This is a genomic window from Erysipelothrix piscisicarius (genome assembly GCF_003931795.1).
GTDB classification, from domain to species: Bacteria; Bacillota_I; Bacilli_A; order Erysipelotrichales; family Erysipelotrichaceae; genus Erysipelothrix; species Erysipelothrix piscisicarius.
Map to the genome: position 1 here is coordinate 249,078 of NZ_CP034234.1, position 25,287 is coordinate 274,364.

At 39.0% G+C, this 25,287-nt stretch carries 19 protein-coding genes, 3 rRNA genes and 1 pseudogene; 12 read left to right on the forward strand and 11 right to left on the reverse strand.

Annotated elements, in window-relative coordinates; all coding sequences use genetic code 11:
* Window positions 1–353 precede the first annotated feature (353 nt).
* The 6 genes from rrf to EEI45_RS01255 all read right to left on the reverse strand — a co-directional run bounded on the left by rrf (window position 354) and on the right by EEI45_RS01255 (window position 9,254).
* Window positions 354–467 (reverse strand): 5S ribosomal RNA (gene rrf / locus EEI45_RS01230).
* A gap of 76 nt (window positions 468–543) precedes the next feature.
* Window positions 544–3,425 (reverse strand): 23S ribosomal RNA (locus EEI45_RS01235).
* Between the two features lie 306 nt (window positions 3,426–3,731).
* Window positions 3,732–5,260, reverse strand: a 16S ribosomal RNA gene (locus EEI45_RS01240).
* Together the 16S, 23S and 5S rRNA genes form the textbook arrangement of a ribosomal RNA operon.
* A 266-nt stretch (window positions 5,261–5,526) precedes the next feature.
* Window positions 5,527–7,383, reverse strand: a complete 1,857-nt coding sequence (locus tag EEI45_RS01245; RefSeq protein ID WP_125163821.1) for a heavy metal translocating P-type ATPase — start codon at window positions 7,381–7,383, stop codon at window positions 5,527–5,529.
* A gap of 150 nt (window positions 7,384–7,533) precedes the next feature.
* Window positions 7,534–8,346, reverse strand: a complete 813-nt coding sequence (locus EEI45_RS01250; protein WP_125163822.1) for an aldo/keto reductase — start codon at window positions 8,344–8,346, stop codon at window positions 7,534–7,536.
* Entirely contained in the window at window positions 8,343–9,254 is a 912-nt protein-coding gene (locus EEI45_RS01255) for a patatin-like phospholipase family protein (protein WP_125163823.1), read from the reverse strand. The genes EEI45_RS01250 and EEI45_RS01255 overlap by 4 nt, the downstream gene beginning before the upstream one ends.
* 114 nt (window positions 9,255–9,368) lie before the next feature.
* Here EEI45_RS01255 and EEI45_RS01260 point away from each other — a divergent pair, with 114 nt between their 5' ends.
* From EEI45_RS01260 to EEI45_RS01270, 3 genes are all read left to right on the forward strand, one after another.
* On the forward strand, window positions 9,369–10,622 hold the full coding sequence (locus EEI45_RS01260) for a DNA recombination protein RmuC (RefSeq protein ID WP_125163824.1): 1,254 nt from the start codon (window positions 9,369–9,371) through the stop codon (window positions 10,620–10,622).
* Between the two features lie 117 nt (window positions 10,623–10,739).
* Entirely contained in the window at window positions 10,740–11,723 is a 984-nt protein-coding gene (locus EEI45_RS01265; protein ID WP_125163825.1) for a D-isomer specific 2-hydroxyacid dehydrogenase family protein, read from the forward strand.
* Between the two features lie 249 nt (window positions 11,724–11,972).
* Complete coding sequence (locus tag EEI45_RS01270; protein WP_228410429.1) at window positions 11,973–12,518, forward strand: HAD family hydrolase; 546 nt, start codon at window positions 11,973–11,975, stop codon at window positions 12,516–12,518.
* Between the two features lie 19 nt (window positions 12,519–12,537).
* Here EEI45_RS01270 and EEI45_RS01275 read toward each other — a convergent pair.
* From EEI45_RS01275 to EEI45_RS01295, 5 genes and pseudogenes are all read right to left on the reverse strand, one after another.
* Window positions 12,538–13,890 (reverse strand): annotated as a pseudogene (locus tag EEI45_RS01275) (IS3 family transposase).
* Window positions 13,891–14,311: 421 nt separating this feature from the next.
* Window positions 14,312–15,382, reverse strand: a complete 1,071-nt coding sequence (gene alr, locus EEI45_RS01280; RefSeq protein WP_125163826.1) for an alanine racemase — start codon at window positions 15,380–15,382, stop codon at window positions 14,312–14,314.
* A complete protein-coding gene (locus EEI45_RS01285) occupies window positions 15,382–15,792 on the reverse strand; it encodes a hypothetical protein (protein ID WP_125163827.1) in 411 nt (136 codons plus the stop codon). The genes alr and EEI45_RS01285 overlap by 1 nt, the downstream gene beginning before the upstream one ends.
* Before the next feature lie 17 nt (window positions 15,793–15,809).
* Entirely contained in the window at window positions 15,810–16,754 is a 945-nt protein-coding gene (locus tag EEI45_RS01290) for a dipeptidase (protein WP_125163828.1), read from the reverse strand.
* Entirely contained in the window at window positions 16,738–17,247 is a 510-nt protein-coding gene (locus tag EEI45_RS01295; RefSeq protein ID WP_228410430.1) for a GNAT family N-acetyltransferase, read from the reverse strand. Before EEI45_RS01295 ends, EEI45_RS01290 begins: the two co-directional genes overlap by 17 nt.
* Before the next feature lie 92 nt (window positions 17,248–17,339).
* Here EEI45_RS01295 and EEI45_RS01300 point away from each other — a divergent pair, with 92 nt between their 5' ends.
* The 9 genes from EEI45_RS01300 (at window position 17,340) to proC (ending at window position 25,192) form a co-directional block, all read left to right on the forward strand.
* The gene (locus EEI45_RS01300; protein WP_125163830.1) at window positions 17,340–18,194 is read left to right on the forward strand and encodes a YitT family protein; all 855 of its coding nucleotides are present in this window, start codon (window positions 17,340–17,342) and stop codon (window positions 18,192–18,194) included.
* Between the two features lie 9 nt (window positions 18,195–18,203).
* Window positions 18,204–18,857 carry a beta/alpha barrel domain-containing protein gene (locus tag EEI45_RS01305; protein WP_003774066.1) on the forward strand — a complete coding sequence of 218 codons (654 nt, stop codon included), beginning with the start codon at window positions 18,204–18,206 and terminating at the stop codon, window positions 18,855–18,857.
* 58 nt (window positions 18,858–18,915) lie between these two features.
* Complete coding sequence (locus EEI45_RS01310) at window positions 18,916–19,206, forward strand: HesB/YadR/YfhF family protein (RefSeq protein WP_125163831.1); 291 nt, start codon at window positions 18,916–18,918, stop codon at window positions 19,204–19,206.
* 76 nt (window positions 19,207–19,282) lie between these two features.
* Entirely contained in the window at window positions 19,283–19,963 is a 681-nt protein-coding gene (locus tag EEI45_RS01315) for a GTP pyrophosphokinase (protein ID WP_125163832.1), read from the forward strand.
* Between the two features lie 104 nt (window positions 19,964–20,067).
* A complete protein-coding gene (locus tag EEI45_RS01320) occupies window positions 20,068–21,165 on the forward strand; it encodes a DUF1576 domain-containing protein (protein WP_228410431.1) in 1,098 nt (365 codons plus the stop codon).
* A 116-nt stretch (window positions 21,166–21,281) separates the two neighbouring features.
* Entirely contained in the window at window positions 21,282–23,066 is a 1,785-nt protein-coding gene (locus EEI45_RS01325; protein WP_125163833.1) for an alpha/beta hydrolase family protein, read from the forward strand.
* Between the two features lie 9 nt (window positions 23,067–23,075).
* Entirely contained in the window at window positions 23,076–23,375 is a 300-nt protein-coding gene (locus EEI45_RS08840; protein WP_228410432.1) for an AAA family ATPase, read from the forward strand.
* A 9-nt stretch (window positions 23,376–23,384) separates the two neighbouring features.
* The gene (locus EEI45_RS01330; RefSeq protein ID WP_228410433.1) at window positions 23,385–24,401 is read left to right on the forward strand and encodes a hypothetical protein; all 1,017 of its coding nucleotides are present in this window, start codon (window positions 23,385–23,387) and stop codon (window positions 24,399–24,401) included.
* 17 nt (window positions 24,402–24,418) lie between these two features.
* Window positions 24,419–25,192: a pyrroline-5-carboxylate reductase gene (proC, locus tag EEI45_RS01335; RefSeq protein ID WP_125163834.1), complete on the forward strand. Its 774-nt coding sequence runs from the start codon at window positions 24,419–24,421 to the stop codon at window positions 25,190–25,192.
* Window positions 25,193–25,287: the final 95 nt, after the last annotated feature.

The window sequence follows — 25,287 nt, forward strand, 5'->3', positions numbered from 1 at the left end:
TCTCATTTCTTGCCACCAACGATCCTTTAAAGTTTTATTCTTAAGTTTAGTGTCATTAATTGATTACTTACTGATGCAGACACTATCATATTTGAATAAAAGCTTGAATGTGAGATGTTTTGAATTGTAGGTGTCCAGTGAATTGGGAACATTACATGACTGTTTGTATAATCTCAATAGGGTCATTGCAAGTTCATCATAGCGTGTAATCACTTATCACAGGTATATTTTGCACAGCAATTGCTTTGTGCTCATAGAAGCGCTACAAACATCTCACTCATGGATGCTAAGTCCATTAATATGTAAATCTGATGGATCATAAAAAAAAGACACTCTAAATAGAGTGTCAAATTACCTGGCGATGAACTATCTTCACTAGCGCTTGGCTAGATATTGTCGCCGCTAAAGTGCTTAACTTCTGTGTTCGAGATGGGAACAGGTGTGACCACTTCGCTAAAACCACCAGATCTTAGTGCTTTAGAGAGATGAACTCTCAAAACTGAATAACAGAAATTTGATCTTTTTCGAATCGTTGTATCTTTTGTGATTAAAACCTCGACCTATTAGTATCAGTCAGCTCCACATATCACTATGCTTCCACCTCTGACCTATCAACCTGATCGTCTCTCAGGGGTCTTACTACTTACGTATGGGAAATCTCATCTTGGAGTTGGCTTCGTGCTTAGATGCTTTCAGCGCTTATCCAGTCCATACTTAGCTACCCAGCGATGCCCTTGGCAGAACAACTGGTACACCAGCGGTATGTCCATCCCGGTCCTCTCGTACTAGGGACAGCGCTCCTCAAATTTCCTACGCCCACAACAGATAGGGACCGAACTGTCTCACGACGTTCTGAACCCAGCTCGCGTACCGCTTTAATGGGCGGACAGCCCAACCCTTGGAACCTAATTCAGCTCCAGGATGCGATGAGCCGACATCGAGGTGCCAAACCTCGCCGTCGATGTGAACTCTTGGGCGAGATTAGCCTGTTATCCCCAGGGTAGCTTTTATCCGTTAAGCGACGGCCCTTCCACGCGGAACCGCCGGATCACTAAGCCCGACTTTCGTCCCTGCTCGACTTGTAGGTCTCGCAGTCAAGCACCCTTCTGCCTTTACGCTCGTCGATTGATTTCCAACCAATCTGAGGGTACCTTTGGGCGCCTCCGTTACTCTTTAGGAGGCGACCGCCCCAGTCAAACTGCCCACCTGACACTCTCCCGGTACCGGATCACGGTACGCGGTTAGAACTTCAAACATACAAGAGTGGTATCCCAATGGCGACTCCACATATACTAGCGTACATGCTTCATAGTCTCCCACCTATCCTGTACATGTAGGCTCAAAGTTCAATATCAAGCTACAGTAAAGCTCCATGGGGTCTTTCCGTCTAGTTGCGGGTAACCGGCATCTTTACCGGTACTAAGATTTCACCGAGTCTGCTGCCGAGACAGCGCCCAAATCGTTACACCTTTCGTGCGGGTCGGAACTTACCCGACAAGGAATTTCGCTACCTTAGGACCGTTATAGTTACGGCCGCCGTTCACTGGGGCTTCAGTTCAATGCTTCGAACGAATTCTAACATATTCCCTTAACCTTCCAGCACCGGGCAGGTGTCACCCCCTATACTTCGTCTTGCGACTTTGCAGAGAGCTGTGTTTTAGTTAAACAGTCGCTTGGGCCTCTTCACTGCGGCTCTTACGAGCACCCCTTCTCCCGAAGTTACGGGGTCATTTTGCCGAGTTCCTTGGCAACAGTTCTCTCGCTCACCTTAGGATTCTCTCCTTGCCTACCTGTGTCGGTTTTGGTACGGGCCAATACATAATTAACGCTAGAAACTTTTCTTGAGAGCTGGCATCAGTTACTTCGCTACTTCCTCACGGGGTCACTCCTCATAACGCCTTTGCTTTGCATGGCGGATTTGCCTACCATACAGCTCCTTCGCTTAAACCAGCACTTCCAGTCGCTGGCTTAACCTAGCCTTCTCTGTCATTCCTTCACTTATGTATCGGGTACAGGAATATCAACCTGTTGTCCATCGACTACGCTTTTCAGCCTCATCTTAGGTCCCGACTTACCCAGGGAGGACGAGCCTTCCCCTGGAAACCTTAGGCAATCGGTGTGTCAGATTCTCACTGACATCTCGCTACTCACACCGGCATTCTCACTTCTATACACTCCACTGCTCCTTACGGTACAGCTTCAACGCAGTATAGAACGCTCCCCTACCATTTATTGAAACAATAAATCCATAGTTTCGGTATCATACTTAGCCCCGGTACATTTTCGGCGCAGGGTCACTCGACTAGTGAGCTGTTACGCACTTTAAAGGATGGCTGCTTGAGCCAACCTCCTAGTTGTCTGTGCATCCCCACATCCTTTTCCACTTAGCATGAATTTTGGGACCTTAACTGATGGTCTGGGCTGTTTCCCTTTCGACTACGGACCTTATCACCCATAGTCTGACTGCCAACTACTATCCACTGGCATTCGGAGTTTGATTATATTCAGTACCCCGAGATGGGGCCATCATACATTCAGTGCTCTACCTCCAGTGGCCTTACATTGACGCTAGCCTAAAGCTATTTCGGGAGAACCAGCTATATCTGAGTTCGATTGGAATTTCTCCGCTAGCCACAACTCATCCGCCAGCTTTTCAACGATGGTCGGTTCGGTCCTCCATTTGGTTTCACCCAAACTTCAACCTGGTCATGGCTAGATCACTCAGTTTCGGGTCTACCACAATGTACTATATCGCCCTATTAAGACTCGCTTTCGCTTCGGCTCCGTCTCTTCAACTTAACCTCGCACATTATGAGTAACTCGCCGGTTCATTCTACAAAAGGCACGCCATCACCCATTAACGGGCTCTGACTTCTTGTAAGCATACGGTTTCAGGATCTATTTCACTCCGCTTCCGCGGTTCTTTCACCTTTCCTCACGGTACTGGTTCACTATCGGTCACTAAGAGTATTTAGCCTTACCGGGTGGTCCCGGTTGATTCCGACAAGGTTTCACGTGCCTCGCCGTACTCAGGATACCACTAGAGTATCTTACGCTTTCGTCTACAGGGTTTGCACCTTCTTTGACTGGCCTTTCAATGCCATTCGACTAGCTTCGATATCCCACGTTGTGGTCCTACTACCCCATCACGAAGATGGTTTGGGCTTTTCCGTTTCGCTCGCCACTACTCAGGAATCACTTTTGTTTTCCTCTTGCTACTAAGATGTTTCAGTTCGCAAGGTTGCCTCATCATAAACTATGTATTCATTTATGTGTAATACTGCATAACCAGTATTGGGTTTCCCCATTCGGATACCCCCGGATCGTTGTGTACGTACCACTCCCCGAGGCATTTCGCTGTTAGTCGCGTCCTTCATCAGCTCTTAGTGCCTAGGCATCCACCGTACGCCCTTACATATTTAATCACATGTAATTTCGCGCCCTAATTCTTAAAATCAGGTTTTTTTACGCTTATCGCTTGATAAGCTGTGTGTTTGCTTTGATTGCTTACTTAATTGCTTAAGTTACTGTTTTTGTTTAACTTGATGTAAATCTAGTTTTATACAACTATTCGAAAAGATCATGTTGATAACATTTATTTCTTTGTCTATCTCTTTTTCTTTTCTGTTATTCAGTTTTCAAAGATCATTTTTCTTGAGATTCCAACGGACTCTCAAAACTAAACAGGAAACTTTAGGTGTCAACTTCACGTCTTTCTAATTACTCCTTAGAAAGGAGGTGATCCATCCCCACCTTCCGGTAGGGATACCTTGTTACGACTTAACCCCAATCATCGATCCTACCTTCGACGGCTCCCTCCTAGTAAACTAGGTTAGGCCACCGGCTTCGGGTATTACCAACTCTCATGGTTTGACGGGCGGTGTGTACAAGGCCCGAGAACGTATTCACCGCGGCATTCTGATCCGCGATTACTAGCGATTCCGACTTCATGGAGTCGAGTTGCAGACTCCAATCCGAACTGAGACGTACTTTCTGAGATTCGCTCCGCATCGCTGCTTCGCTGCCCTCTGTATACGCCATTGTAGTACGTGTGTAGCCCAGATCATAAGGGGCATGATGATTTGACGTCATCCCCACCTTCCTCCGGTTTATCACCGGCAGTCTCTTTAGAGTCCCCAACTTAATGCTGGTAACTAAAGACAAGGGTTGCGCTCGTTGCGGGACTTAACCCAACATCTCACGACACGAGCTGACGACAACCATGCACCACCTGTATCCGCCATAACTATTACACATCTCTGTGCTTTTGCGCGGTATGTCAAGACCTGGTAAGGTTCTTCGCGTTGCTTCGAATTAAACCACATACTCCACCGCTTGTGCGGGCCCCGTCAATTCCTTTGAGTTTACGCTTGCGCGCATACTCCCAGGCGGGATACTTATTGCGTTAACTACAGCACTGAATTTCTCCAACACTTAGTATCCATCGTTTACGGCGTGGACTACTAGGGTATCTAATCCTATTTGCTCCCACGCTTTCGAGCCTCAGCGTCAGTTACAGGCCAGTTAGCCGCCTTCGCCACTGGTGTTCCTCCATATATCTACGCATTTTACCGCTACATGGAATTCCACTAACCTCTCCTGCACTCTAGTCTACCAGTTTCTATGGCATCACGGGGTTAAGCCCCGAACTTTAACCATAAACTTGATAAACCGCCTGCGCTCCCTTTACGCCCAATAATTCCGGATAACGCTTGCCACCTACGTATTACCGCGGCTGCTGGCACGTAGTTAGCCGTGGCTTTCTGGTAAGGTACCGTCATATAAAAAGCATTCCCTCTTCCTATCGTTCTTCCCTTACAACAGAGCTTTACAACCCGAAGGCCGTCTTCACTCACGCGGCGTTGCTCGGTCAGGGTTTCCCCCATTGCCTAAAATTCCCTACTGCTGCCTCCCGTAGGAGTCTGGGCCGTGTCTCAGTCCCAGTGTGGCCGGTCACCCTCAGGTCGGCTACGCATCATCGTCTTGGTAAGCCGTTACCTTACCAACTAACTAATGCGCCATAAGCCCATCTCGTTGTGATGTATCCCATCTTTAATTAATCTAAGATGTCTTAGATTAACGTATCCGGTATTAGCAGAAGTTTCCTCTGTTATCCCAGGCATCGAGGCAGGTTGCTTATGTATTACTCACCCGTTCGCCACTAAGTTCCAGGAGCAAGCTCCTCTTCACTTCGTTCGACTTGCATGTATTAGGCACGCCGCCAGCGTTCATCCTGAGCCAGGATCAAACTCTCCATTTGATTCTTTCTCTTTTTAACTCTGACGAGTTTTGTTTATTTATCCGTATTTCTTTTTGAAATTGACGTTTCCTGTTTAGTTTTCAAAGACCATTTTCTGCACTCGGTTTCCCTTAGCGCTTCTATATAATACCACCCTCTTTATCCACCGTCAACACTATTTTCACTTTATTTTAAGTTTGTTCTTAGATAATTTGTATATGTGATTTTAAAGGTTTGTTTGGGTGCTTTTAAGCAATAAAAAAAGGGGAATATCCCCTTTAAACCACTTAATCATCTATTTTTATTTCTTTCAAGAGTCTTAAACTGTTTAAAATCACTAGAATTGTACTTCCTTCATGACCAACTACACCAAGTGGAAGTGATATGCGGTCAAAGAAGTTGGAGATGACTAATAGAAGAATGACACCAATTGCGAAGCCAACATTTTGAATTACAATCTTTCGAAGTTTTAAAGAGAGTTCGATAGCATATCGGATTTCGGCGATATCATCTTTAACCAGAATAATATCTGCAGCCTCCATTGCTATGTCGGTTCCACTTCCCATTGCAACCCCAATAGTTGCATTCGCAAGCGCGGGCGCATCGTTAATTCCATCTCCGATCATTACAACGGTTCCATATTCTCGTTCCAAATCACGAATAATAGTTGCTTTTTCATCCGGAAGACATTCCGCAATAATTTTTGAGACGCCAATTTGAGATCCAATATGCTCTGCTGTTTTCTGGTTATCACCTGTAATCATGACTGTCTTGATATTATTTTTGTTTAACCAACGAACCAAAGATAACGCTTCGGGACGAATTACGTCCGTCAGACCAAGCACACCAACAACATCTCCATCTTGTTGGACGTATACAAGACTATTCCCTTTTTCTGCAAATTCAAGTCCTTTGTCTGTAACAATTTGATCTTCTGAAGTCATATGGTCGAGTTTACCGATTCGATATTCTTTTCCTGCATAAACCCCTTTAATTCCATACCCTGCAATTTCTTCAACATTGTTTGCGGATGGATACTCTTCGATTTTTAATTCATTATAAAGACCTGTTACTACCGCACTCGCAAGTGGATGCGTTGAGTACTGTTCAATTGCAATGATCGCTTCACCGACCTCACGCGCATCAACATCATCAATATAGAATATATCAGTTAACGATGGTACACCCTGCGTTAATGTTCCGGTCTTATCAAAAGCAACTGCTTTTGCATCCATCATGTTTTCAAAATGGATACCGCCTTTTACCAATATACCGCGCTTTGCACCGTTTGAAATTGCCGATAAGGTTGCTGGTGTTACCGATGCAATAAGGGCACATGGTGATGCAACAACCAATAAAATCATTCCACGATAAAATGCCTCTTGGAACGATTGACCCATTGTGAGGATAGGAATAAGAATTACCAATAAAACAACAACCAATACAATACGTGCATAGTAATCTTCAATACGCTCAATAAAACGAGCTGTCTTTGACGGATATTGTTGTGCTTCTTCAACCATCTTCACAATTTTTTGAATAAGTGTATCGTTAACCAAAGTATTAACTTCAATGGTTAATGGATTCGAAATGTTGAGTGTTCCTCCAAAGACCATGTCTCCAACACTCTTTTCTTTAGGCATTGATTCACCTGTAATTGCCGCCTCTTCGATACTGCTTTGACCTTTGTAAATCATTGCATCAATTGGAACGGTTTCTCCAACAGCAACAATGACCTTATCGCCAATCTCTAACGCTTCAACGGGTACAACTTCAGTACTTCCATTTTTATTCATTCGTGTAGCTTCTGTTGGTTGCAGTTCCATTAAAGAACGAATTTCACGTTGACTACGGTCAAGGGTTAGCTCTTCTAGCGCTCCTGATAAAGAAAAAATAAATATTAAGACTGCACCTTCCATATAATAGCCGATTAAACATGCTCCAATAGCAGATAGAATCATTAAAAGTTCCACATTCAAATGTTTATTTTGAACTGTATCTGTAATCCCTTCTTTCGTTTGGTTATAGCCCCCAATCGCAATTGCCAAAATTAATAGTACGTTGTTATTAAGTATTGCTCCTAGCAACAACAGAATCCCACAGATTATGGTTTCTTTTAAACTTAATAATGTTTCTTTCCACATAACTAACCCTCCAATAATAATGATAATGATTATCAATATATGTATATTATACCATCTTGAATTGATAAATCCACTCATAAGGTATAAGATTATTCATTCTTTAAATAAAATAATTCACAAGGTTGAATAAAAAAAAAGAGCACATAGGCTCTATTTAATTTTATATTTATTAGGGTTCGTACCTAAATGTAGGTTTTCATTGTGATTATTCACAACATCTACTTCAGCATTTGTTAATTCAAAATCAAAAATATCAAAGTTTTCTTCCAATCGCTCAAACGATTGCGTTTTTGGGAATACGATCCAATCTGTTTGTATCTGCCATCTTAATGTAATCTGTGCAGGTGTTTTATGATACTTCTGCGCTAACTTGACAATGGCTTCACTTTCAGAAACTTTATTACGAGCAATTGGCATCCATCCTTCGCACGCGATATTATGTCGATCGCACACTTTTTTTAATTCTTCCTGAACTAAATATGGATGACGTTCAATTTGATTTACCATCGGAATAACCGTCGCTTCTTCTAACAAAATTTCTAACTGTTCTACATTAAAGTTCGAAACGCCGATTGCCTTAGCTCTCTTATTCCTATAGATTTCTTCAAAAGCACGCCATGTATCACATGAGGCTGGCTGTGGCCAGTGGATTAAATAAAGATCAACATAGTCCAAACCAAGCTTTTTTAACGATAAATCAAAAGCCTGAAGTGCCGATTCATAGCCTTGATCCTCATTCCAACACTTTGTCGTAATAAAAAGTTCTTCTCGTGGAATTCCAGAATCTTTAATCGCACGTCCAACTTCCACTTCATTATTATAAATCATGGCAGTATCAATATGACGATATCCAAGTTCAAGCGCTTTTAATACAATTTGATATGCATCATCTTCCACCAAGCGATATGTTCCCAAGCCCAACATCGGCATCGTAGTTCCATTACGCAACGTTTTAAATTTCATGAGAGTCCTCCCAATTCTTCCTTAATTCGTTCCCAGAGTGTTTTTTTCTTTACGAGCGCTTTTATGTCATCCTTATGTTTTTCAATAACAAGATCCGCACGATCCATGGTAAAACGACCTTTACCAAGTTCAAAAACCCACACATCATCGAGCGGAACATTTATATGAATATCCGCTTTCTTCACAATATGATAATCTTCTTCAATCCGCATCAGATCCATGCAACGTGTCGCAATAGCCATCAGTGAATTATATTCATGAAATGACTCATTAGAATGCATCGTTACAGCGATTGTTTTGTCAGCACCATATGCCTCTACTAATTCGAGTGGCAGGTTCATTCGCACACCACCATCTACCAGCATATATCCCTGGTATTCCATTGCTGCTATCACAAACGGAAAAGAACACGATGCACGCACCGCTTTAGCCAACGGAATATCCGTAACAATCTCCCACATTGGATCAAGCGTTTTAAATTCATTGGGATGGGAAACAAAGCAGATGATTTTCCCCGTGGTTAAATCAACAGCAGGGATCGCAAGTGGAATTTTCACCTCTGAAATATTATGTACCCCGATTTCATCAAGAACTTTTTGAAGTTCATCTTCGAGTTCTTGTCCATCCACATATCCACCCGTAAGTTTTTCTTTTGAAAATGGAAGTAATTTAAGGCTTGGCTTTGAGAAAATATGCTTTTCTTTAATATTTCGCTCTAATTTCAAAACAATATCCGTCAATTCATCGGAGGTTAATCCACAGGATACCAGCGCAGCAATTACAGACCCCATTGATGTTCCTGACACCATATCAATTTTTATGTTCTCTTCGTTTAATGCTCGAATAACAGGAAGTTGAGAAATTGATTTAACACCGCCTCCTGATAAAGCTAATCCTATTTTATTCATATTGACACCTCTATCCTTATTATACTATAAAATATTCGATCTATTCGATAAACGCATGAAATTGACACGGCGACGCTGAAGTGTCGTATAATAGTTTTAATTAAAGGAGCCACTATGACACAAATATTATTAATACTTATAATTGTACTTTTACTTATCCTTATATATTTGCAATTAAGTTTTCAACGAAATCCTACGAATCTTGACGACATTACCAATCAGGTCTCACAACTTAAAGATTTGGTAACACATCAAGCAAACAACGCAATGAATCAAATGGTTGCACTTGATTTTGAAAGTCGAGAGAAGACCTCTGATAAGTTTAATCAATTTACAGACCGAATAGATATCCGTTTTAATGACCTAACACAAAGAAATATTGTATTTGAAAAAGAGGTCAATCGCGCTTTAATCCTCTTTCACGACAAAATGAATCTTCAATTGGATCAACAGTTTACAAAACTCACAGAGAGTGTGGAAAAAAGATTACTGCTTATGGACGAAAAAGTAAACCAATCACTGGATCAGGGATTTAAAAAAACTAACGACACCTTCACAAATATCGTGGAGCGATTAAGTAAGATTGATGAAGCCCAAAAGAAAATTGATGCCCTTTCAGTTGAGATTGTTTCATTACAAGATGTTCTTACCGATAAAAAAACACGCGGAACTTTTGGAGAAGTGCAGCTGCATCAAATTTTAGCGTCAATTTTCGGGGATAAAAATGATCGAATTTACCAAATGCAGTACAACTTATCACCAGGCATACGACCTGATGCAGTTCTTTTTGCACCCGAGCCACTTGGTACACTAGTTATCGACTCCAAATTCCCGCTTGAGAATTATCGACGTATGATTGATAAATCTTTGGACTCAAACCAACGACAAAATGCAGAACGACAGTTTGTTCTTGATTGCAAGAAGCATATTGATGCAATTTCGAATAAATATATCATTTCAGGGGTTACTTCGGATCAAGCATTAATGTTTGTTCCTGCCGAAGCTGTATTTGCTACCATTAACGCTTATCATTCGGACATCTTGGAATATGCACAAAGAAAACGTGTGTGGCTGGTTTCACCAACAACACTTATGAGCACACTGACGACAATTCAAACTATCCTCGTAAATCTCGAACGCGAAAAATATGCAAGTGTCATCCACGATGAACTCAATCGCTTGCACACTGAATTTGACCGTTATCGTTTGCGATGGGATAATTTAAGTAAACATATCGAAAATGTCAATCAAGATGTCAAGGATTTACACATCACATCTCGTAAGATATCCAGTCGCTTTGAGTCAATTTCTGGTGTGGATCGCGAAGCCCTCTCACAAACACAGATTGATAATCAACAATCGCAATGATAACTTTTATTGGTAGGGCATTTATGGGCGCCTTACACCCTTTCTGTCCTAATTTATTGTAGGATACACATGAGGATGTTTTTACACGTCTAATAATTATGAAGGAGAATATTGAATATGAAATTAATTGCTTATGCTGTCCGCCCCGATGAAACGGAAGCGTTTGAACGTTATGCTAAAGAAATGAACATTGAATTAAAAGTTGTTCCTGCGCAACTTAGCAAGGATAATGCGTTAGAAGCTAAGAGTTATGAGGCAGTGGCTTTTCTCGGTAACTGCGATGCAAGTCGAGGCGTTCTTGAGATTCTTGCGCAGGGCGGGACAAAATACATCGCATCTCGTTCGGCTGGGTTTAATAATGTCGACATGGATGCCGTTCGCGATCTCGGTCTAAAATTCTCAAATGCAACGTACTCCCCCAATTGTGTTGCCGATTTTGCGGTAATGTTAATTCTAATGTCATTACGTAATATGAAAGCAATCATGAAACGTACAGAAATCAAGGATTATTCTTTAGCCGGTCTTCAAGGAAAAGAGATGCATAACATGACATTTGGTGTTATTGGAACCGGACGTATCGGATGTATTACTGCACGTAACCTCTCAGGGTTTGGTGGCCGTATTATTGGATATGACCTTTATGAAAATGATGCCATTAAAGATGTTTTAACTTATGTGGATCTTGAAACACTTCTAAAAGAAGCGGATGTCATTACACTACACGCACCGCTCTTTGAATCAACACACCACATCATCAACGACAAGCATCTTGCGCTTACAAAACCTGGTGTAGTAATTGTCAACTGCGCACGTGGAGAATTAATTGATACAGATGCACTCATTAAATATGTTGAAAACGGTCATATTGGTGCTGTAGGTCTTGATGTTCTTGAAGGCGAACTCGGCATCTTCCATAAAGACCACCGCTTATCCACACTGACAAATCACCAACTAACGTTATTAGAAAGTCATAAGAACATTATTATCACACCGCATTGTGCTTTCTACACAGATCAAGCTGTATCGGACATGGTCGAGATTGCCTTGCGCTCTTTGGATTCTTTTGTTAAAACAAATGAAAGTCCATGGGAGATTCAATAAATTCTATTTCTGAAAAGGATTAATCTATATTAATCCTTTTTCTTAACGTTTACCCTAACAACATATACCAAAAGGAGATTATATGAGTATATTTATCTTTGATATGGATGACACGCTCTACGATCAAATTATTCCATTTAAAAAGCTCTCGATGACGCTGGATTTATTGACGTAAAAGGTGTCCGTTCGTTATACATTCAAAGTCGTATCTACAGTCATTCTGTGTTTGAAGCAACCCAAAATGGCACAATGACAAACCTCGAAATGAGACGTTTTCGAATTCAAAAACCTCTCGAAGATATTGGAATCCAAATAAGTCCTGCCGAAGCAGATTTTTTTCAAGAACGCTACGCATATCACTTGGATCACCTCGAACTGCATCCTGCCATTCATGATTTATTCACTATCCTTAATAGTCGCAACATACCTTTTTATGTCTTAACGAATGGCCCTTCCGAACATCAATGGAAGAAAATTAAAGCCTTACGTTTGGAAGATTACATGCCTCATTCCCAGATCATTGTTTCCGGGGATGTCGGATATTATAAACCTTCCCGGGAAATATTCCAAGTTATTGAAGCACAACAAACTGGTTCTCTAATTATGATTGGCGATTCCCTCAAAAACGACGTTCTTGGCGAAAGAAATGCAGGATGGGAAGCTGTTTGGTTTAATCATCGGCGTCGTGATGGTTATTATGATGGTCTCACTCTATTTTCATTTAGTCAGATAATGTCATATGTTTTAAAGTCCATAAATAAAGAAGCTGTGGGACTGACCTCGGTTATGAACTGAACCCCAAATTTTGGACAAGCTAATTATCTTTTAAATTTAAGGATTGATTCCTGTATTGAACAGGGTCAGTCCTTTAGTTTGCTCTTAATTCTCTTGTTATTATAAGAGTCGATATATTCATCAATTGCATCAACTAATTCTTCTACCTTTTTATACTTATGTTCTTGGTCATAATACATTTCTGATTTTAGTAGCCCAAAAAAGCCCTCCATGAGTCCGTTATCAATACTATTTCCCTTTCTTGACATACTTCTAATCATCGAATGTGCTTCTAATTCTTTCACATAAAATTGATGTTGGTATTGCCATCCTCTATCCGAATGAATAATTGTTCCTTGCGTATCGTTACAAGAAAATGCCTTGTGAAGCATGTCTCTAGTTTGATCCAAATTAGGACTTGTAGATATGTTGTAAGATACAATGTATCTACCATATGCATCAAGTATTGGTGAAAGATAGATTTTCTTCCCTTGCACATTAAACTCAGTGATATCCGTAAACCATTTTTGATTGGGTTTATCAGCTTCAAAATCTCTTTGAACTCGATTCTCAACAATGGTTCCCACTGTCCCTTTATATGAAGAATACTTACGTTTCTTTCTTATGATTGAATGTAATCCCATTTTATTCATAAGTCTCAAGACTTTCTTGTGATTTACACGAATTCCTCGATTATTTAGTTCTAAAGTAATTCTACGATAACCATATCGTCCTTTGTGATCATAATAGATTTCTATAATCTCTTGCATGAGTTCGTCGTTTTTGGTATCAAAATCAATTTTTGAAACGTAGAAGTAGTAAGTAGATCGAGCGAGTCCGGATATTTTTAAAAGAATCTCTAAGGGATATTTTTGTCGTAGTAAGGAAACTACTCTGGTTTTTTCTTCTTTTCGCGCTCCACCCTTTGTTTCACTACGGCATTCAATTTTTTTAAATATTCATTCTCCGCTTCCAAATACTTGTTTTTTTTCTTCAATGCCTTTAGTTCATCATTAACTGTTAATAGTTTAGTTGGTTTTGTCATAGATGGTTTACCTCGTTTCCGTTCTATGACATTATAGCCGTTTTCTTTATAATTTTTAATCCAATTGTAAATCAATCCATCAGAACTTAATCCAAGTTCGATGGCGACAGCTATTGTACTTTCTCCATCCATTAATATCCGATTTATTACTTCTGACTTAAATTCATGAGAATAAAAGTGATTTTTGTTTCGTCTTAGAACATTGGGTCCATGTTGATCGATAAGTCTTACCAAATATTTAATACTTGATTTATTAATACCATACTCATTTACTAATGAACATACTGATTGTCCTAACTTTCGTTTTTCATATATTTCAATTTTTTGTTTTCGTGTTAGCTTAGCCATAAAAAACCGCACCTCCTCATCTTTGTCCAAGATTCGGGGTGCGGTTCAGTTAATGGGACTCCTTAAAAAGAACAGTCAATCCGCACGGAGTTCAATTTGGATCAAGAACGTAATCGTTTAAGTCTTGAAAGACCGAGCACTGATTAATCTTTGATGATGTTCAACACATTCTTAGTACACAAAGAAGGAAAAAAGAATCATTAAAACAGTATGGATATCACTCTCAACGATGGCTATCAGATAACATCACGTATATTGAAACGCGATACGTATCCTCTCGGAAAGAACACGGTTTCAAGCATTAGGCAGTATTTTAATCTTCAATGTTGAGTCACGAAAAACTGGGATTTATATCTTCGGTACATTACCGCAAGTTACAAATCCCAGTTTATTTTTTTAGAGTCTCCGTCTCATTCCTCTTTTATTTTCTTTTGTCGATATGAACAATCTTTTTATTTTGAATATAATGCCGGGTAATACGTTCGCTAAGGGTTGATAGAAGTACGTACTTCGAAATCCCTGTAATGTTTTCTAGTTGCGCACAGGTTCTATGTTCACCAATCAGTTCAACGACATCACCCAAACAAACATGTTCATCAATTCGTATCATCGTCTGATCCATACATATTTTTCCTACAATCGAATACGGTCTTCCATTAATATACACCGGAACTAAATTATTTCTTACATCGAAACAATCAGCATAGCCTATTGGCATGGTTCCAAATAACTCTTTGGTCTCCACTTCATAGGTGTAATCATAACCAATTGACTCCCCTGCCTCGACCTCATCGATATGCAATATCGTGGAATGCAGAGACAGCACTGGTTTTAATACTGGCATATCCACTCGATATCCGTAGACCGCAAGTCCCATACGAAAACCATTTATGACTGAACTGTTTTTAATGATTGAAACCGGTGCATTCCCAACATGAACCCATTTAAAATCACGGTTCGATGTGGTGACAATTTTTTCAAAACGTGCTAATTGTTCACGTCCTTTTTCAAGATTTTCAGGGCTTGGAAAATGGGTGTAAATTCCTTCAAGTGAAACCTCACTCGATAGAATTTCTTCAATTTCTTGATTGTGTTTTATTCCAATTCGGTTCATGCCTACATTGATTTCTAAATGCAACCGCAGGTCGAGGTCTAACGTTTGAACTTTACGAAACCATTCAATTGAAGGAATGGTGTATACGAATTGCTCTTGATGATTTGATGCAATGAAATTTGGATCAACATAACTGAAAATTAGAATGTCATGAAGGATTCCTTTTTCAACCAAACGTTGTGCCTCGTCGATTGATGAAACACAAATAAACGGGAGATTTTCTTCGATCATGATGCGACTGCATTCAACATCACCATGACCATAAGCATTTGCTTTTACAACACCAAAAAGCGACTTCCCTGTCACTTCTTTTATTTTATTAATATTGTATGAAAGATTGTCGAGATTTATCGTTGCAATCGTCTCTCTACCATCCATTAAATAATCCTCGAATAATTATAACTTATATAAATCGCTAGCAAACGATATGCAATCCATAAAACGGAATGAATCTCGTTTTGTGCTGCATACTTAAAGATAATTTGATAACTACTTAACTCGAAAAGGCCCGCAATTCCCATAACGGTCACGACATCACTAATGATGATTGCCAACAAAGTAAACAAGGCTGCGATGATCGAAAATTTCATTTGGACGCCACGACCAAATTTCTGAATCGCAAGTGCAATAAGATACCCAACACCTACAATAACTAATGAGAAGTTCGCAACTTTATTTCTAAAAATTCCTGATACAATTCCTAAGACTACTGCCGAAACTACCCCAACAAGTAGTGCTACATTAAATCTTTGTTTCTGTGTTAATGATCGTGTATTAAAGATTTCCATAATGGTTTCGTTCTCCTTTATATCATTTTATAATTAACATAATTAATAAAGTTATCATAAGCAATCGCATTTGTAAATTTTTCACCCAAGGTATTTTCGATTTCCAGAAGTAAATTTTGTGTTTTTGAAGCGTCTGCTAGATACTTGATTTTAGTTGCAATCCCATCAAAATCTGAACCAAGTCCAATTTGCTGCTCACAACCCATTTCTACTAAGTATTCTATATGACGCACTAAATCAGAAATTTCGGTTTCTTTTTCGTCATCGGTTACAAAAGCATCATAGTACACGACATGAATTGGAAAACCCCCTTCAAGCATACGTCTGATTTGATTATCATTTAAATTACGCCGATGGCTCGCAATAGCCTTCACATTTGAATGACTTGCAATAACATGCTTTGCACTATTAAGTACGTCATCAAAACCTTTTAAACTAATATGAGATACATCTACAAACAAATTTCGTTCATTGAGTTCTTCTACTACATTAAATCCAAAAGCAGTCAGACCTGCGCCACGTGGCTCACCAATTCCATCACATGCTAGATTCGCATCATTCCATGTCATCCCAATGGAGAGAACCCCCTCATCCAACAAATGCTTTACTTTTTCCATGTCATTTCCAACACAATCAAGACCTTCTAAAGTTAAAAATGTACCAATTTCATCCGACCCTAGTTTCTCGATATCACTAAAAGATCTTATTTGAACGACATGAGGTATTGTAAGCACACGATGTTTATATACATCAATCTGTTCGAGAGCAATTTGATATTTATCATTAAAGTTTAAATCGGGATCTATAAAGATTGCCATCGCTTGAACTTTCGTATTGCTTGCTTTTAATTTTTCATAATTGACATCTAATTCATTTGAATCTTTAAAATTAAGTGATTGATCCTGTTGGAGTTTCAAAAGCACATCACAGTGCAAATCAATGATTTTATATTTTTTTGTCATACGCGAGTCTTTCTCCCCCATCTTTTAAAGTTATTCTACCACAAAGTTGGTATCCTGTTTTCATCAACAGTGCATTCATAGCAAGATTGTTTTTATGCGTATCGATTCGAACCACGGAAAAGCCTGCTTTTCCACAAGTGTTTTCTATCTGTTTAAGAGCATGTGTCGCAATTTTCTGACCATAATATGCTGGATGAATCGCAATTCGATGGATTACCGCATAGGGACCTTCTTCATTCCATTGCCCCTCTTCAATCGTATCATAATTTTCATCATCACCCAGTTGAAGCATCAAAGTTCCTACCAAATCTTGTTCCTTGAGAATCACAAAGCCATTCTCATTTTTGATATCGTTTCGTATGGTATCTTCGTTTGGATACCGATTTTGCCATTGATCAATACCTTTATCGCGAAACATCGCTTTAGCTTGTTCAATAATATGCATGATTTCGGGTAAATCACCAATTTTAGCTTTTCGTATCTGTATTGTCATCATAATCCCTCTTGTTTTCCTAGATATCTCGATTGAAATTCTTGCATAAATAAAGAATACTCTTAACCCTTAGATTTTGTTATAATTAGAGTATGAAAAAAACAAAAAATTATTTACTTTGCATTGCTGGCGCAATAATGTTTGCACTCTCTGTTAATCTATTTATTATTCCTGCCCAGATTTACAATGGTGGTATGGTGGGGATCGCGCAGTTATTGCGTGATGCCATCCAATACGTCTTCAAATTTGAATTTGGTTTTGACATTGCTGGAATCGTAAATTTATTTCTTAATATTCCTTTGCTTATCTTTGCATGGTTCAAGTTTTCGCATTCTTTTGTGCGTTATACACTTGTCTCTATTGTAACACAAGCAATCTGTTTTACATTAATTCCTGTTATGAGTCAGCCAATTGTAGATGATGTTTTTATTTCAATTATCATTGCGGCTGTGCTTGGTGCCTTCGGTGCCTCACTTTCATATCGCGCCAAAGGGTCCTCGGGTGGTTTGGATGTAATTGGTTTTTATTTATCTCAAAAAAAGAAAGGAAGTTTGGGTTCATTATATTTAATGGTGAACTGTTCAATTTATCTTGTGTGTTTAATTGTTTATAATGCACAAACCGCACTTTATTCGCTCGTGTACTCCTTTATCTTTTCCTTCTGTCTTGATAAGTTCCATGAACATAATATTGAGGTAAGTGTAATGGTATATACGAAAAACAAAGATATCAAACGTGAAATTATTGAAGTTATCCATCGTGGCGTAACGTATTGGGATGGCTATGGTGCATATACCGGGAGTCAAATGGATGTATTTGTAACCATTGTTGCGCAAAGTGAAGTTGTTGAATTAAAACAACTTATTCGAAAACATGATCCCAATGCCTTTATCATTGTCACAAAAAATTTAAAAGTAGACGGAGGATTTGAAAAACGTCTCATCTAGGAGGTAAGTATGTTTGTTCCAGAATATAATGGCAACTTAAGATCGCACATTATTCGTGTGCCTGAATCGATTCAGGAAGCAAGTGGAATTAAATTATTTGGTCGTACAATTAAGTCATTTTTATTCACGACTGATGTCGCAATTATTCGTAATTGTAATGCCGATGCAGTTATCGCAATTTATCCTTTTACACCCCAACCAATAATTACACACGCAATTAAAAACGTTGCGGATGTTCCCGTCTTTTCTGGAATTGGTGGTGGCACTACCCGTGGACTTCGCGTTGTAGGTCTTGCAGTTGACGCTGAACAACAAGGTGCAACAGGGGTTGTCCTAAATGCTCCAACTACAAATAAATTAATACGTCTTGTGAAACAAGCGATTGAGATTCCGATTATCATCACCGTTCTTAACGAAAATGAAGATATTCAGGCACGTCTTGATGCCGGTGCAACAATCCTAAATGTATCCGCGGCAGCGCGCACACCTGAAGTTGTTGCGGCAATTCGAAAAAATCATCCGCAAGTACCAATTATCGCGACTGGTGGCCCTACGGAAGAATCATGTCGGAAAACCATACAAGCTGGCGCAAACGCTGTATCCTTTACACCCCCAAGCACAGCCGATATGTTTAAAGACTTGATGGCTACCTATCGAGAGTAAGCATATTACATAATAATTCAGCCAGAGTGTGATAACATAACTTAAAAGAGGTGACACAATGAAATTAGAAGTATCAAAAGAAGCAGCAGAGTGGTATATTCGCGAACTGAATCTTAAAGCAAACGACAGCGTTAAATTTTTTGGAAAGGTTTATGGTCTTCACGGTGGTTTCTCATTTGCGTTGGCAATTATGGAACCAAGTAAACCACTGGAAATGATCAAAGTAGAAGGCATCAACTTTTATGTTGAAAAGTCAGATGACTGGTTTTTTGCCGATAAAGACCTCAGTATTACGTTTGATAAAGAACGTGATGAACCAAAATACGATGTCACAATTATAGAGGGGTAACCCTCTTTTTTTTACTTTCTTCTAGATATCATAGACTTTTAATATTTTATGATAAAATAATCTTAGAGGTGAGTTTATGTCACGAAATGAAGTTATTATTAATAATCAAAAATTTAAAGTGCCCACAGACTTTGTAAATCAAACCAAAAATTTCATTGCTTTAATGCTTTTATATGATTGCGCAGTACGCGAAATCACCACCAAACTTGAAATTTTGGACAGAGAACTTGGAACACTTACGACCCGAAATCCAATTACAACCATAAAATCACGCGTTAAAAAACCACAAAGTATTGTGGAAAAGCTACTTAGACTTGAAGTCCCTTTGAATGTGGATTCAATCCCTCAGCACTTAAATGACGTTGCAGGTGTTCGGGTAATCTGTTCATACATCGATGATATCTATATTGTCGCAGATATGATTTCAAATCAAGATGATATCCAAGTCCTTGAAATTAAAGATTATATTCAATTTCCTAAAGAGAACGGTTCCCGCAGTCTTCATTTAATTGTGGAGGTTCCCGTCTTTCTTTCAGATGGAAAACATTACGCTAAAGTAGAAATTCCAATTCGTACAATTGCCATGGATTTTTGGGCTTCATTAGAGCACGAAATTCGTTACAAAAAAGATCATCGCCATCTTGAATTAGTATCCGAAGAACTTTTCGACTGTGCAGAGACGATTGCAAAAACAGATCAAAAAATGCTTGATATTCGAAATTTAATTGACGATGAAAATTCAAAGAGTAATTTTTAGAACGCTTATGCGTTCTTTTTATTGTTTTCTGGGTGTTCTTTTATTCATTTAATGCTTTTTATTTAAGAAAAATTAAGTTATATTTATGAAAAAGGAAGTGATTTATGCGTAATCAAACAAACCGGCTTTTCTTATATTTAAGTATTTTACTTATTGGCTCTGCATTTGTTCTTGATTCACCCGAAACCATTTTTTCTGGAATGATTCCGATCATTGTTCAGTCAGATATTTTGATTACCGATTATTTCGCAATCGGCGGCGTTGGTGCAGCTTTATTTAATGCTGGTCTAATCACGCTTATTTCCGTTTTAATCATTATGTATTCTGAGACCGAGTTTTCAGGCTCGGTCATAGCCTCAATTATGCTTATGTTAAGTTTCGGATTGTTTGGTAAAAACATTGTCAATATTATTCCGATACTCATTGGTACTTATATTTATGCGCTTGTAACCAAAGAAGCTTACAAAGATATTGTCCATATCTCTTTACTGGCGACAAGCTTTTCTCCAATTGTTAGTGAATTAATGTTTGTCGTCAATCTCCCTCTATACTTACGGCTGATTCTAAGTATTACAGTTGGACTTTCAATTGGTTTTACGATTAAACCCGTAGCACGCTCTCTATATAAAGTTCACGATGGTTATAGTCTTGCGAATATTGGGTTTGCGGTTGGAATTATGAGTACCCTCTATGTTTCGATTATGAAATCGTATGGCTATGTCCCTTATAAGCGATTAATCGTAACGACAGAATACACAATTCCCTCTGCCGTTGTATTGTCGATTTTGTTTCTCTTGCTTTTCTATATCGGTTGGCTCAGTGATCATGACGCTTTTAGTAAATACCGCCAATTACTTCGTGAAACCGGTCATGGGGACAATGATTTTTATAAAAAATATGGCCTCGGTGCTGTTTTAATTAATATGTCCGTGAACGGATTCTTAGCTTTATTTTTTGTGCTCGTGGTTGCGAAAGGTGCACTTAACGGACCGAATATTGGGGGCATCCTTACCATCATTGGTTTTTCAGGGGCTGGGAAGCATTGGAGAAATATCACCCCGATATTTATTGGTGTGTATCTTGGCGGTCTTACGAAAAGTTGGTCATTAGATCAGCCTGCCGTTTTACTTGGCGCCTTATTTAGCAGCGGTAATGGTTCCTGTGCTTCGCTTATTTATCCCTTTAAAAGAACAACGTTTTAAGTGATGTACTCTTAAATATGTATTGCTTTGAAGTTGGTGTCACCAACTTCTTTTTTTGTGCTAAAACGTATCTGTTCGGTATGATTGTGATATAATTCTAAAAAGGAGTGACACATATGAAACAATTAGAATTAAAAGATTTTTTGAATTATACTTATTTGGCTTCACTTACAACAAGTCCTGCTAAGAATCACATGGCATTTATTAAATCGGTTGGACGTTATGATGAAAACGATTATGTTCACGATCTCTATCTTTCCGACGGATTAACACACAAACGAATTTTTGATTTAGGAAATGATTCACGTTATTTTTGGGAAACGGATGATACCCTTTTACTCCCTTTAGCGCGCTTAGAATCTGAAAAAGAAGCATTAAAAGCTAAACATTCAGTCTTTTATCGCTACGATATTCACTCAGGTGAACTGAATCATGCCTACACGTTTAAATTTCCAGTAGGATCTTTGAAAGTCATTGATGAGAATCATTTATTGCTTTCAGGAAGTTTAAGTGTCACCGATCATGTATTCCTTGATGGCGATGATGATGCGCGATCAAAATATAACGCAGAAGTAGAATCCAGTTCATTTTTCGAAGTCTTCGAAGAAATCCCTTTCTACTCAAATGGCGGCCGTTTTAACCAAGCCAAACGAAGTCAGTTGTTTATTTATACGATTGATGAAGACCGTTATGTCGCCCTCTCAGATAAAAACGAAGATATTTCACTCTATCATTTTGATAAAGAAAAACAATGCATGATTTATTCTCGTGAAGTTGCAACAGGTAAACCGGATTTCTATCAAGATATCTATCTTTATGATTTTACGAAAAATGAAGAGACAGCACTGTATACGCAACATAATTTTTTATTCAGTTCCGTATTTATGATTCATCAAACAATTTATGCATTCGGTAGTAATTTAAACGATTATGGTATCAATCAAAATGGCGATCTCCATCAAATTACCCACAACGCACTTATCAAGGTTCAAGATTTCGGTTTAAGTGCTTGGGGGTCCATTGGAAGTGATGTCCGCTACGTAGATTCCATTACAAGTCGTGTTGTTGATGATGTGTATTATTTTGTAGGAACATATCGTGATCGAACAGTGCTTTATAGTTTTGATGGAACATCCATCAAACGTGTATTTGATGCACCCGGTAGTCTTGATGGTTGGGTCCTTTTACCTCAAGATTACGACCCAACTTCATCATATCCCCCCATCTTAGATATTCATGGCGGACCAAAAACTATTTATTCTGATGTTTTCTATCATGAAATGCAAGTTTGGGCAAATAAAGGTTATATTGTCTTCTTTACAAACCCACGCGGCGGTGATGTCTATGGAAATGAATTTATGGATATCTTTGGTCGTTATGGTGATGTTGACTATGCTGATCTGATGAAGTTTACAGATATCGTCTTGGATCGCTACGCTATTGATCCGAAGCGCGTCGGGGGAACTGGAGGTGCTTATGGCGGATTTATGACAAACTGGATTGTTGGTCATACAAATCGCTTTAAATGTGCAGCAACCCAACGCTCAATTTCAAATTGGATTTCATTCTATGGGACTTCAGATATTGGATTCTATTTCGCTGATGATCAAACGGCAGCAGATCCCCTTGAAGATACTGAAAAGATGTGGAATCAATCACCACTAAAATATGCTCGCAACGTGAAAAAACCGTTACTCTTTATTCACTCTGATGAAGATTATCGCTGTCCAATCGAACAAGGTATGCAATTCTTCACATATCTCAAAGAAAATGGCGTGGATACGCGTTTTGTTTGGTTGCGTGGAGAAAACCACGGACTTTCACGTAATGGTAAACCAAAAGCTCGTATCAAACGACTTGAAGAAATTACCAACTGGATGGATAAATACTTAAAACTGTGAGGTCTTTAAATGTTTGGTAGTCTAACTCTAAAGAATTTTAGATGTTATAAAGATTTGCGAATCGAGTTTAAAAACAAACGTGGTACTGTAAAACCGCGTATCTACATTTATGGTGATAATGCCTCGGGTAAATCATCACTCTTGCTTTCCTTTGCGTTTTTACGAAAAATGAATAACGGTCTTTACCTAAATCATTTACTTGAAACACGTGATCATCCAAAATATGATCATCCTTCAATTGAATATTTCAACCTTCGTGAGGAGGCAAAACGTCACTACCGTATTTTCGCACAAGACAATATGGTTTGAGCGTATGAAATGATCCTTGATGGCCAGGTATTTGTTTACGAAATTGTTTTCAATCAATATCAAGAAATTGTGAGTGAAAGCCTCTTTAAACGCATTAATAATCGAGCTATCATTATTTTTACGGCATCGCCTACAGACTTTTCATTTGGACGAGGTATGATTCTAACCAAAGACATTCCAGTAATCCAAAACCTCTATGATACGTATTGCGGTGAACACACCATGTTGTCAATTTTAAACTTCATTATTGAACGTCAATCCGTTTATAAAATTGCGATTAAGTATACGTTGCTCGATGTATGTATGTTTATCCGTCGTATGCATATTGGTGTTGAACCATATTACGATCATCAAGCATATTTTAATTTCTTTACTGATAACAATATCACCCCTTTTACAGGAACCCATGATCCAATTGGCAAGCTCGCTTTCGAAAAGGCTCAGCCCTTATTAAGTAATATGTTGGTGACACTTTTTCCTAATGTCATTGAAGCATATTATGCCTTTACCCATAGGGGAAAAGATTTATGGGATTATGAGTTAAAAGTCGTAAAGAAAGGAATTGAAGGGAATTACACCATCCCCTATGGGGATTTCCCTTCGGGAACTTATGATTTTGTGAATAAGATTTTTGCCCTTTTTGATGCATTGATGGGCAGTACGTTAATCGGTGATGATTTCGATTTGTCACTTCATACTTTCCTCGTGCAGCATATTATTCAGTACTATATGCCACCAATTGAAGGGCAAACATTTTTAACCATGGATAAACTTTCAACTATGAACATCGTTGATCCTGCAAGCATTTATATTTGCAGTGCAAATTCTGATTTAAGTTATACTGTAAATTGTATTGAAGATATTGCACCGACCCAAGCCAATCACAACGTGCGAAACCGTTATGAACAAGGCGTGTATGGTGAACTCCATCGTCCTCAGTTTGTGAAAAATGATGAGTATTTCGTAGAGTTTAAGAAGTGGGTACAGCAGGGGCACCGTGTAATGTATAAAGAAGACTTGTTTTAGTCTCTATGAGGTGAATTATGAAAATCGGTTTTATCGGCGTTGGTAATATGGCTAACGCGATTATAAATGGTATTGAGAATAAGGATTCGATCTATATTAGTGGAAGAACCTACGAGTCTACTTGTGATAAAGCATCTGCACTTGGCGTCCATGCATGTAAATCAAATCGTGACTGTGCGCAAAGTGTCGATTTACTATTTCTATCTGTTAAACCGAAAATGTTTGAAACAGTACTCAATGAAATTAAGCCCGTATTAGATCATCAAACCTTAGTTTCAATTGCGGCTAAAAAGACCCTTAAGGATATTGAATCCTTATCTGGTCCCATGCCAATCATAAGAGTTATGCCTAACTTAAATGTTGCGATTCAACGTGGGATCTCTGCAGTTTGTCATAATACGATGGTATCTCCTGAAGCTTTAACTGAAGTTCAAGATATTTTCGATGCACTCGGTGGGTTTGTATCCATCCCTGAATCACAATTTAGTGGTTTTATTGGGATAGCTGGGAGCTCTCCTGCATTTGTATTTAAATTTATCGATGAACTTGCGATGTCAGTACTTGATGAAGGCTTTGATTATGAGACCGCCCTTAGAATTACTTGTGCTGCAGTTTCAGGAAGTGCAGATTATTTAAGTCAAAGTGGCGAACCGGCAGATGTCCTTGTTGATCGTGTATGTTCCCCTGGTGGCACAACAATCGAAGGTGTTCGTGCACTTGATACGCATGGATTTGCTGAGGCAATTCACGCTGCTTCACACGCTACAATTCTTAAAGATAAACAAGGATAAAAGAGCCAAAGGGCTCTTTCCTAAATTCAAATCTCAACCGCACCACCCAAGGTGCGGTTGTTTTTGTATAATAAAAGGAGCCCACCCGACTATGA

Excerpts from the sequence above, each read along its gene's own strand:
- EEI45_RS01245 (WP_125163821.1), bottom strand. The coding sequence starts at position 7,383 with ATGTGGAAAGAAACATTATTAAGTTTAAAAGAAACCATAATCTGTGGG.
- EEI45_RS01295 (WP_228410430.1), bottom strand. The coding sequence starts at position 17,247 with ATGACAATACAGATACGAAAAGCTAAAATTGGTGATTTACCCGAAATC.
- EEI45_RS01290 (WP_125163828.1), bottom strand. The coding sequence starts at position 16,754 with ATGACAAAAAAATATAAAATCATTGATTTGCACTGTGATGTGCTTTTG.
- EEI45_RS01330 (WP_228410433.1), top strand. The coding sequence starts at position 23,385 with ATGATCCTTGATGGCCAGGTATTTGTTTACGAAATTGTTTTCAATCAA.
- EEI45_RS01270 (WP_228410429.1), top strand. The coding sequence starts at position 11,973 with ATGACAAACCTCGAAATGAGACGTTTTCGAATTCAAAAACCTCTCGAA.
- EEI45_RS01285 (WP_125163827.1), bottom strand. The coding sequence starts at position 15,792 with ATGGAAATCTTTAATACACGATCATTAACACAGAAACAAAGATTTAAT.
- EEI45_RS01320 (WP_228410431.1), top strand. The coding sequence starts at position 20,068 with ATGCGTAATCAAACAAACCGGCTTTTCTTATATTTAAGTATTTTACTT.
- EEI45_RS01265 (WP_125163825.1), top strand. The coding sequence starts at position 10,740 with ATGAAATTAATTGCTTATGCTGTCCGCCCCGATGAAACGGAAGCGTTT.
- EEI45_RS01305 (WP_003774066.1), top strand. The coding sequence starts at position 18,204 with ATGTTTGTTCCAGAATATAATGGCAACTTAAGATCGCACATTATTCGT.
- EEI45_RS01255 (WP_125163823.1), bottom strand. The coding sequence starts at position 9,254 with ATGAATAAAATAGGATTAGCTTTATCAGGAGGCGGTGTTAAATCAATT.
- EEI45_RS01250 (WP_125163822.1), bottom strand. The coding sequence starts at position 8,346 with ATGAAATTTAAAACGTTGCGTAATGGAACTACGATGCCGATGTTGGGC.
- EEI45_RS01300 (WP_125163830.1), top strand. The coding sequence starts at position 17,340 with ATGAAAAAAACAAAAAATTATTTACTTTGCATTGCTGGCGCAATAATG.
- EEI45_RS01325 (WP_125163833.1), top strand. The coding sequence starts at position 21,282 with ATGAAACAATTAGAATTAAAAGATTTTTTGAATTATACTTATTTGGCT.
- EEI45_RS01260 (WP_125163824.1), top strand. The coding sequence starts at position 9,369 with ATGACACAAATATTATTAATACTTATAATTGTACTTTTACTTATCCTT.
- EEI45_RS01310 (WP_125163831.1), top strand. The coding sequence starts at position 18,916 with ATGAAATTAGAAGTATCAAAAGAAGCAGCAGAGTGGTATATTCGCGAA.
- alr (WP_125163826.1), bottom strand. The coding sequence starts at position 15,382 with ATGGATGGTAGAGAGACGATTGCAACGATAAATCTCGACAATCTTTCA.
- proC (WP_125163834.1), top strand. The coding sequence starts at position 24,419 with ATGAAAATCGGTTTTATCGGCGTTGGTAATATGGCTAACGCGATTATA.
- EEI45_RS08840 (WP_228410432.1), top strand. The coding sequence starts at position 23,076 with ATGTTTGGTAGTCTAACTCTAAAGAATTTTAGATGTTATAAAGATTTG.
- EEI45_RS01315 (WP_125163832.1), top strand. The coding sequence starts at position 19,283 with ATGTCACGAAATGAAGTTATTATTAATAATCAAAAATTTAAAGTGCCC.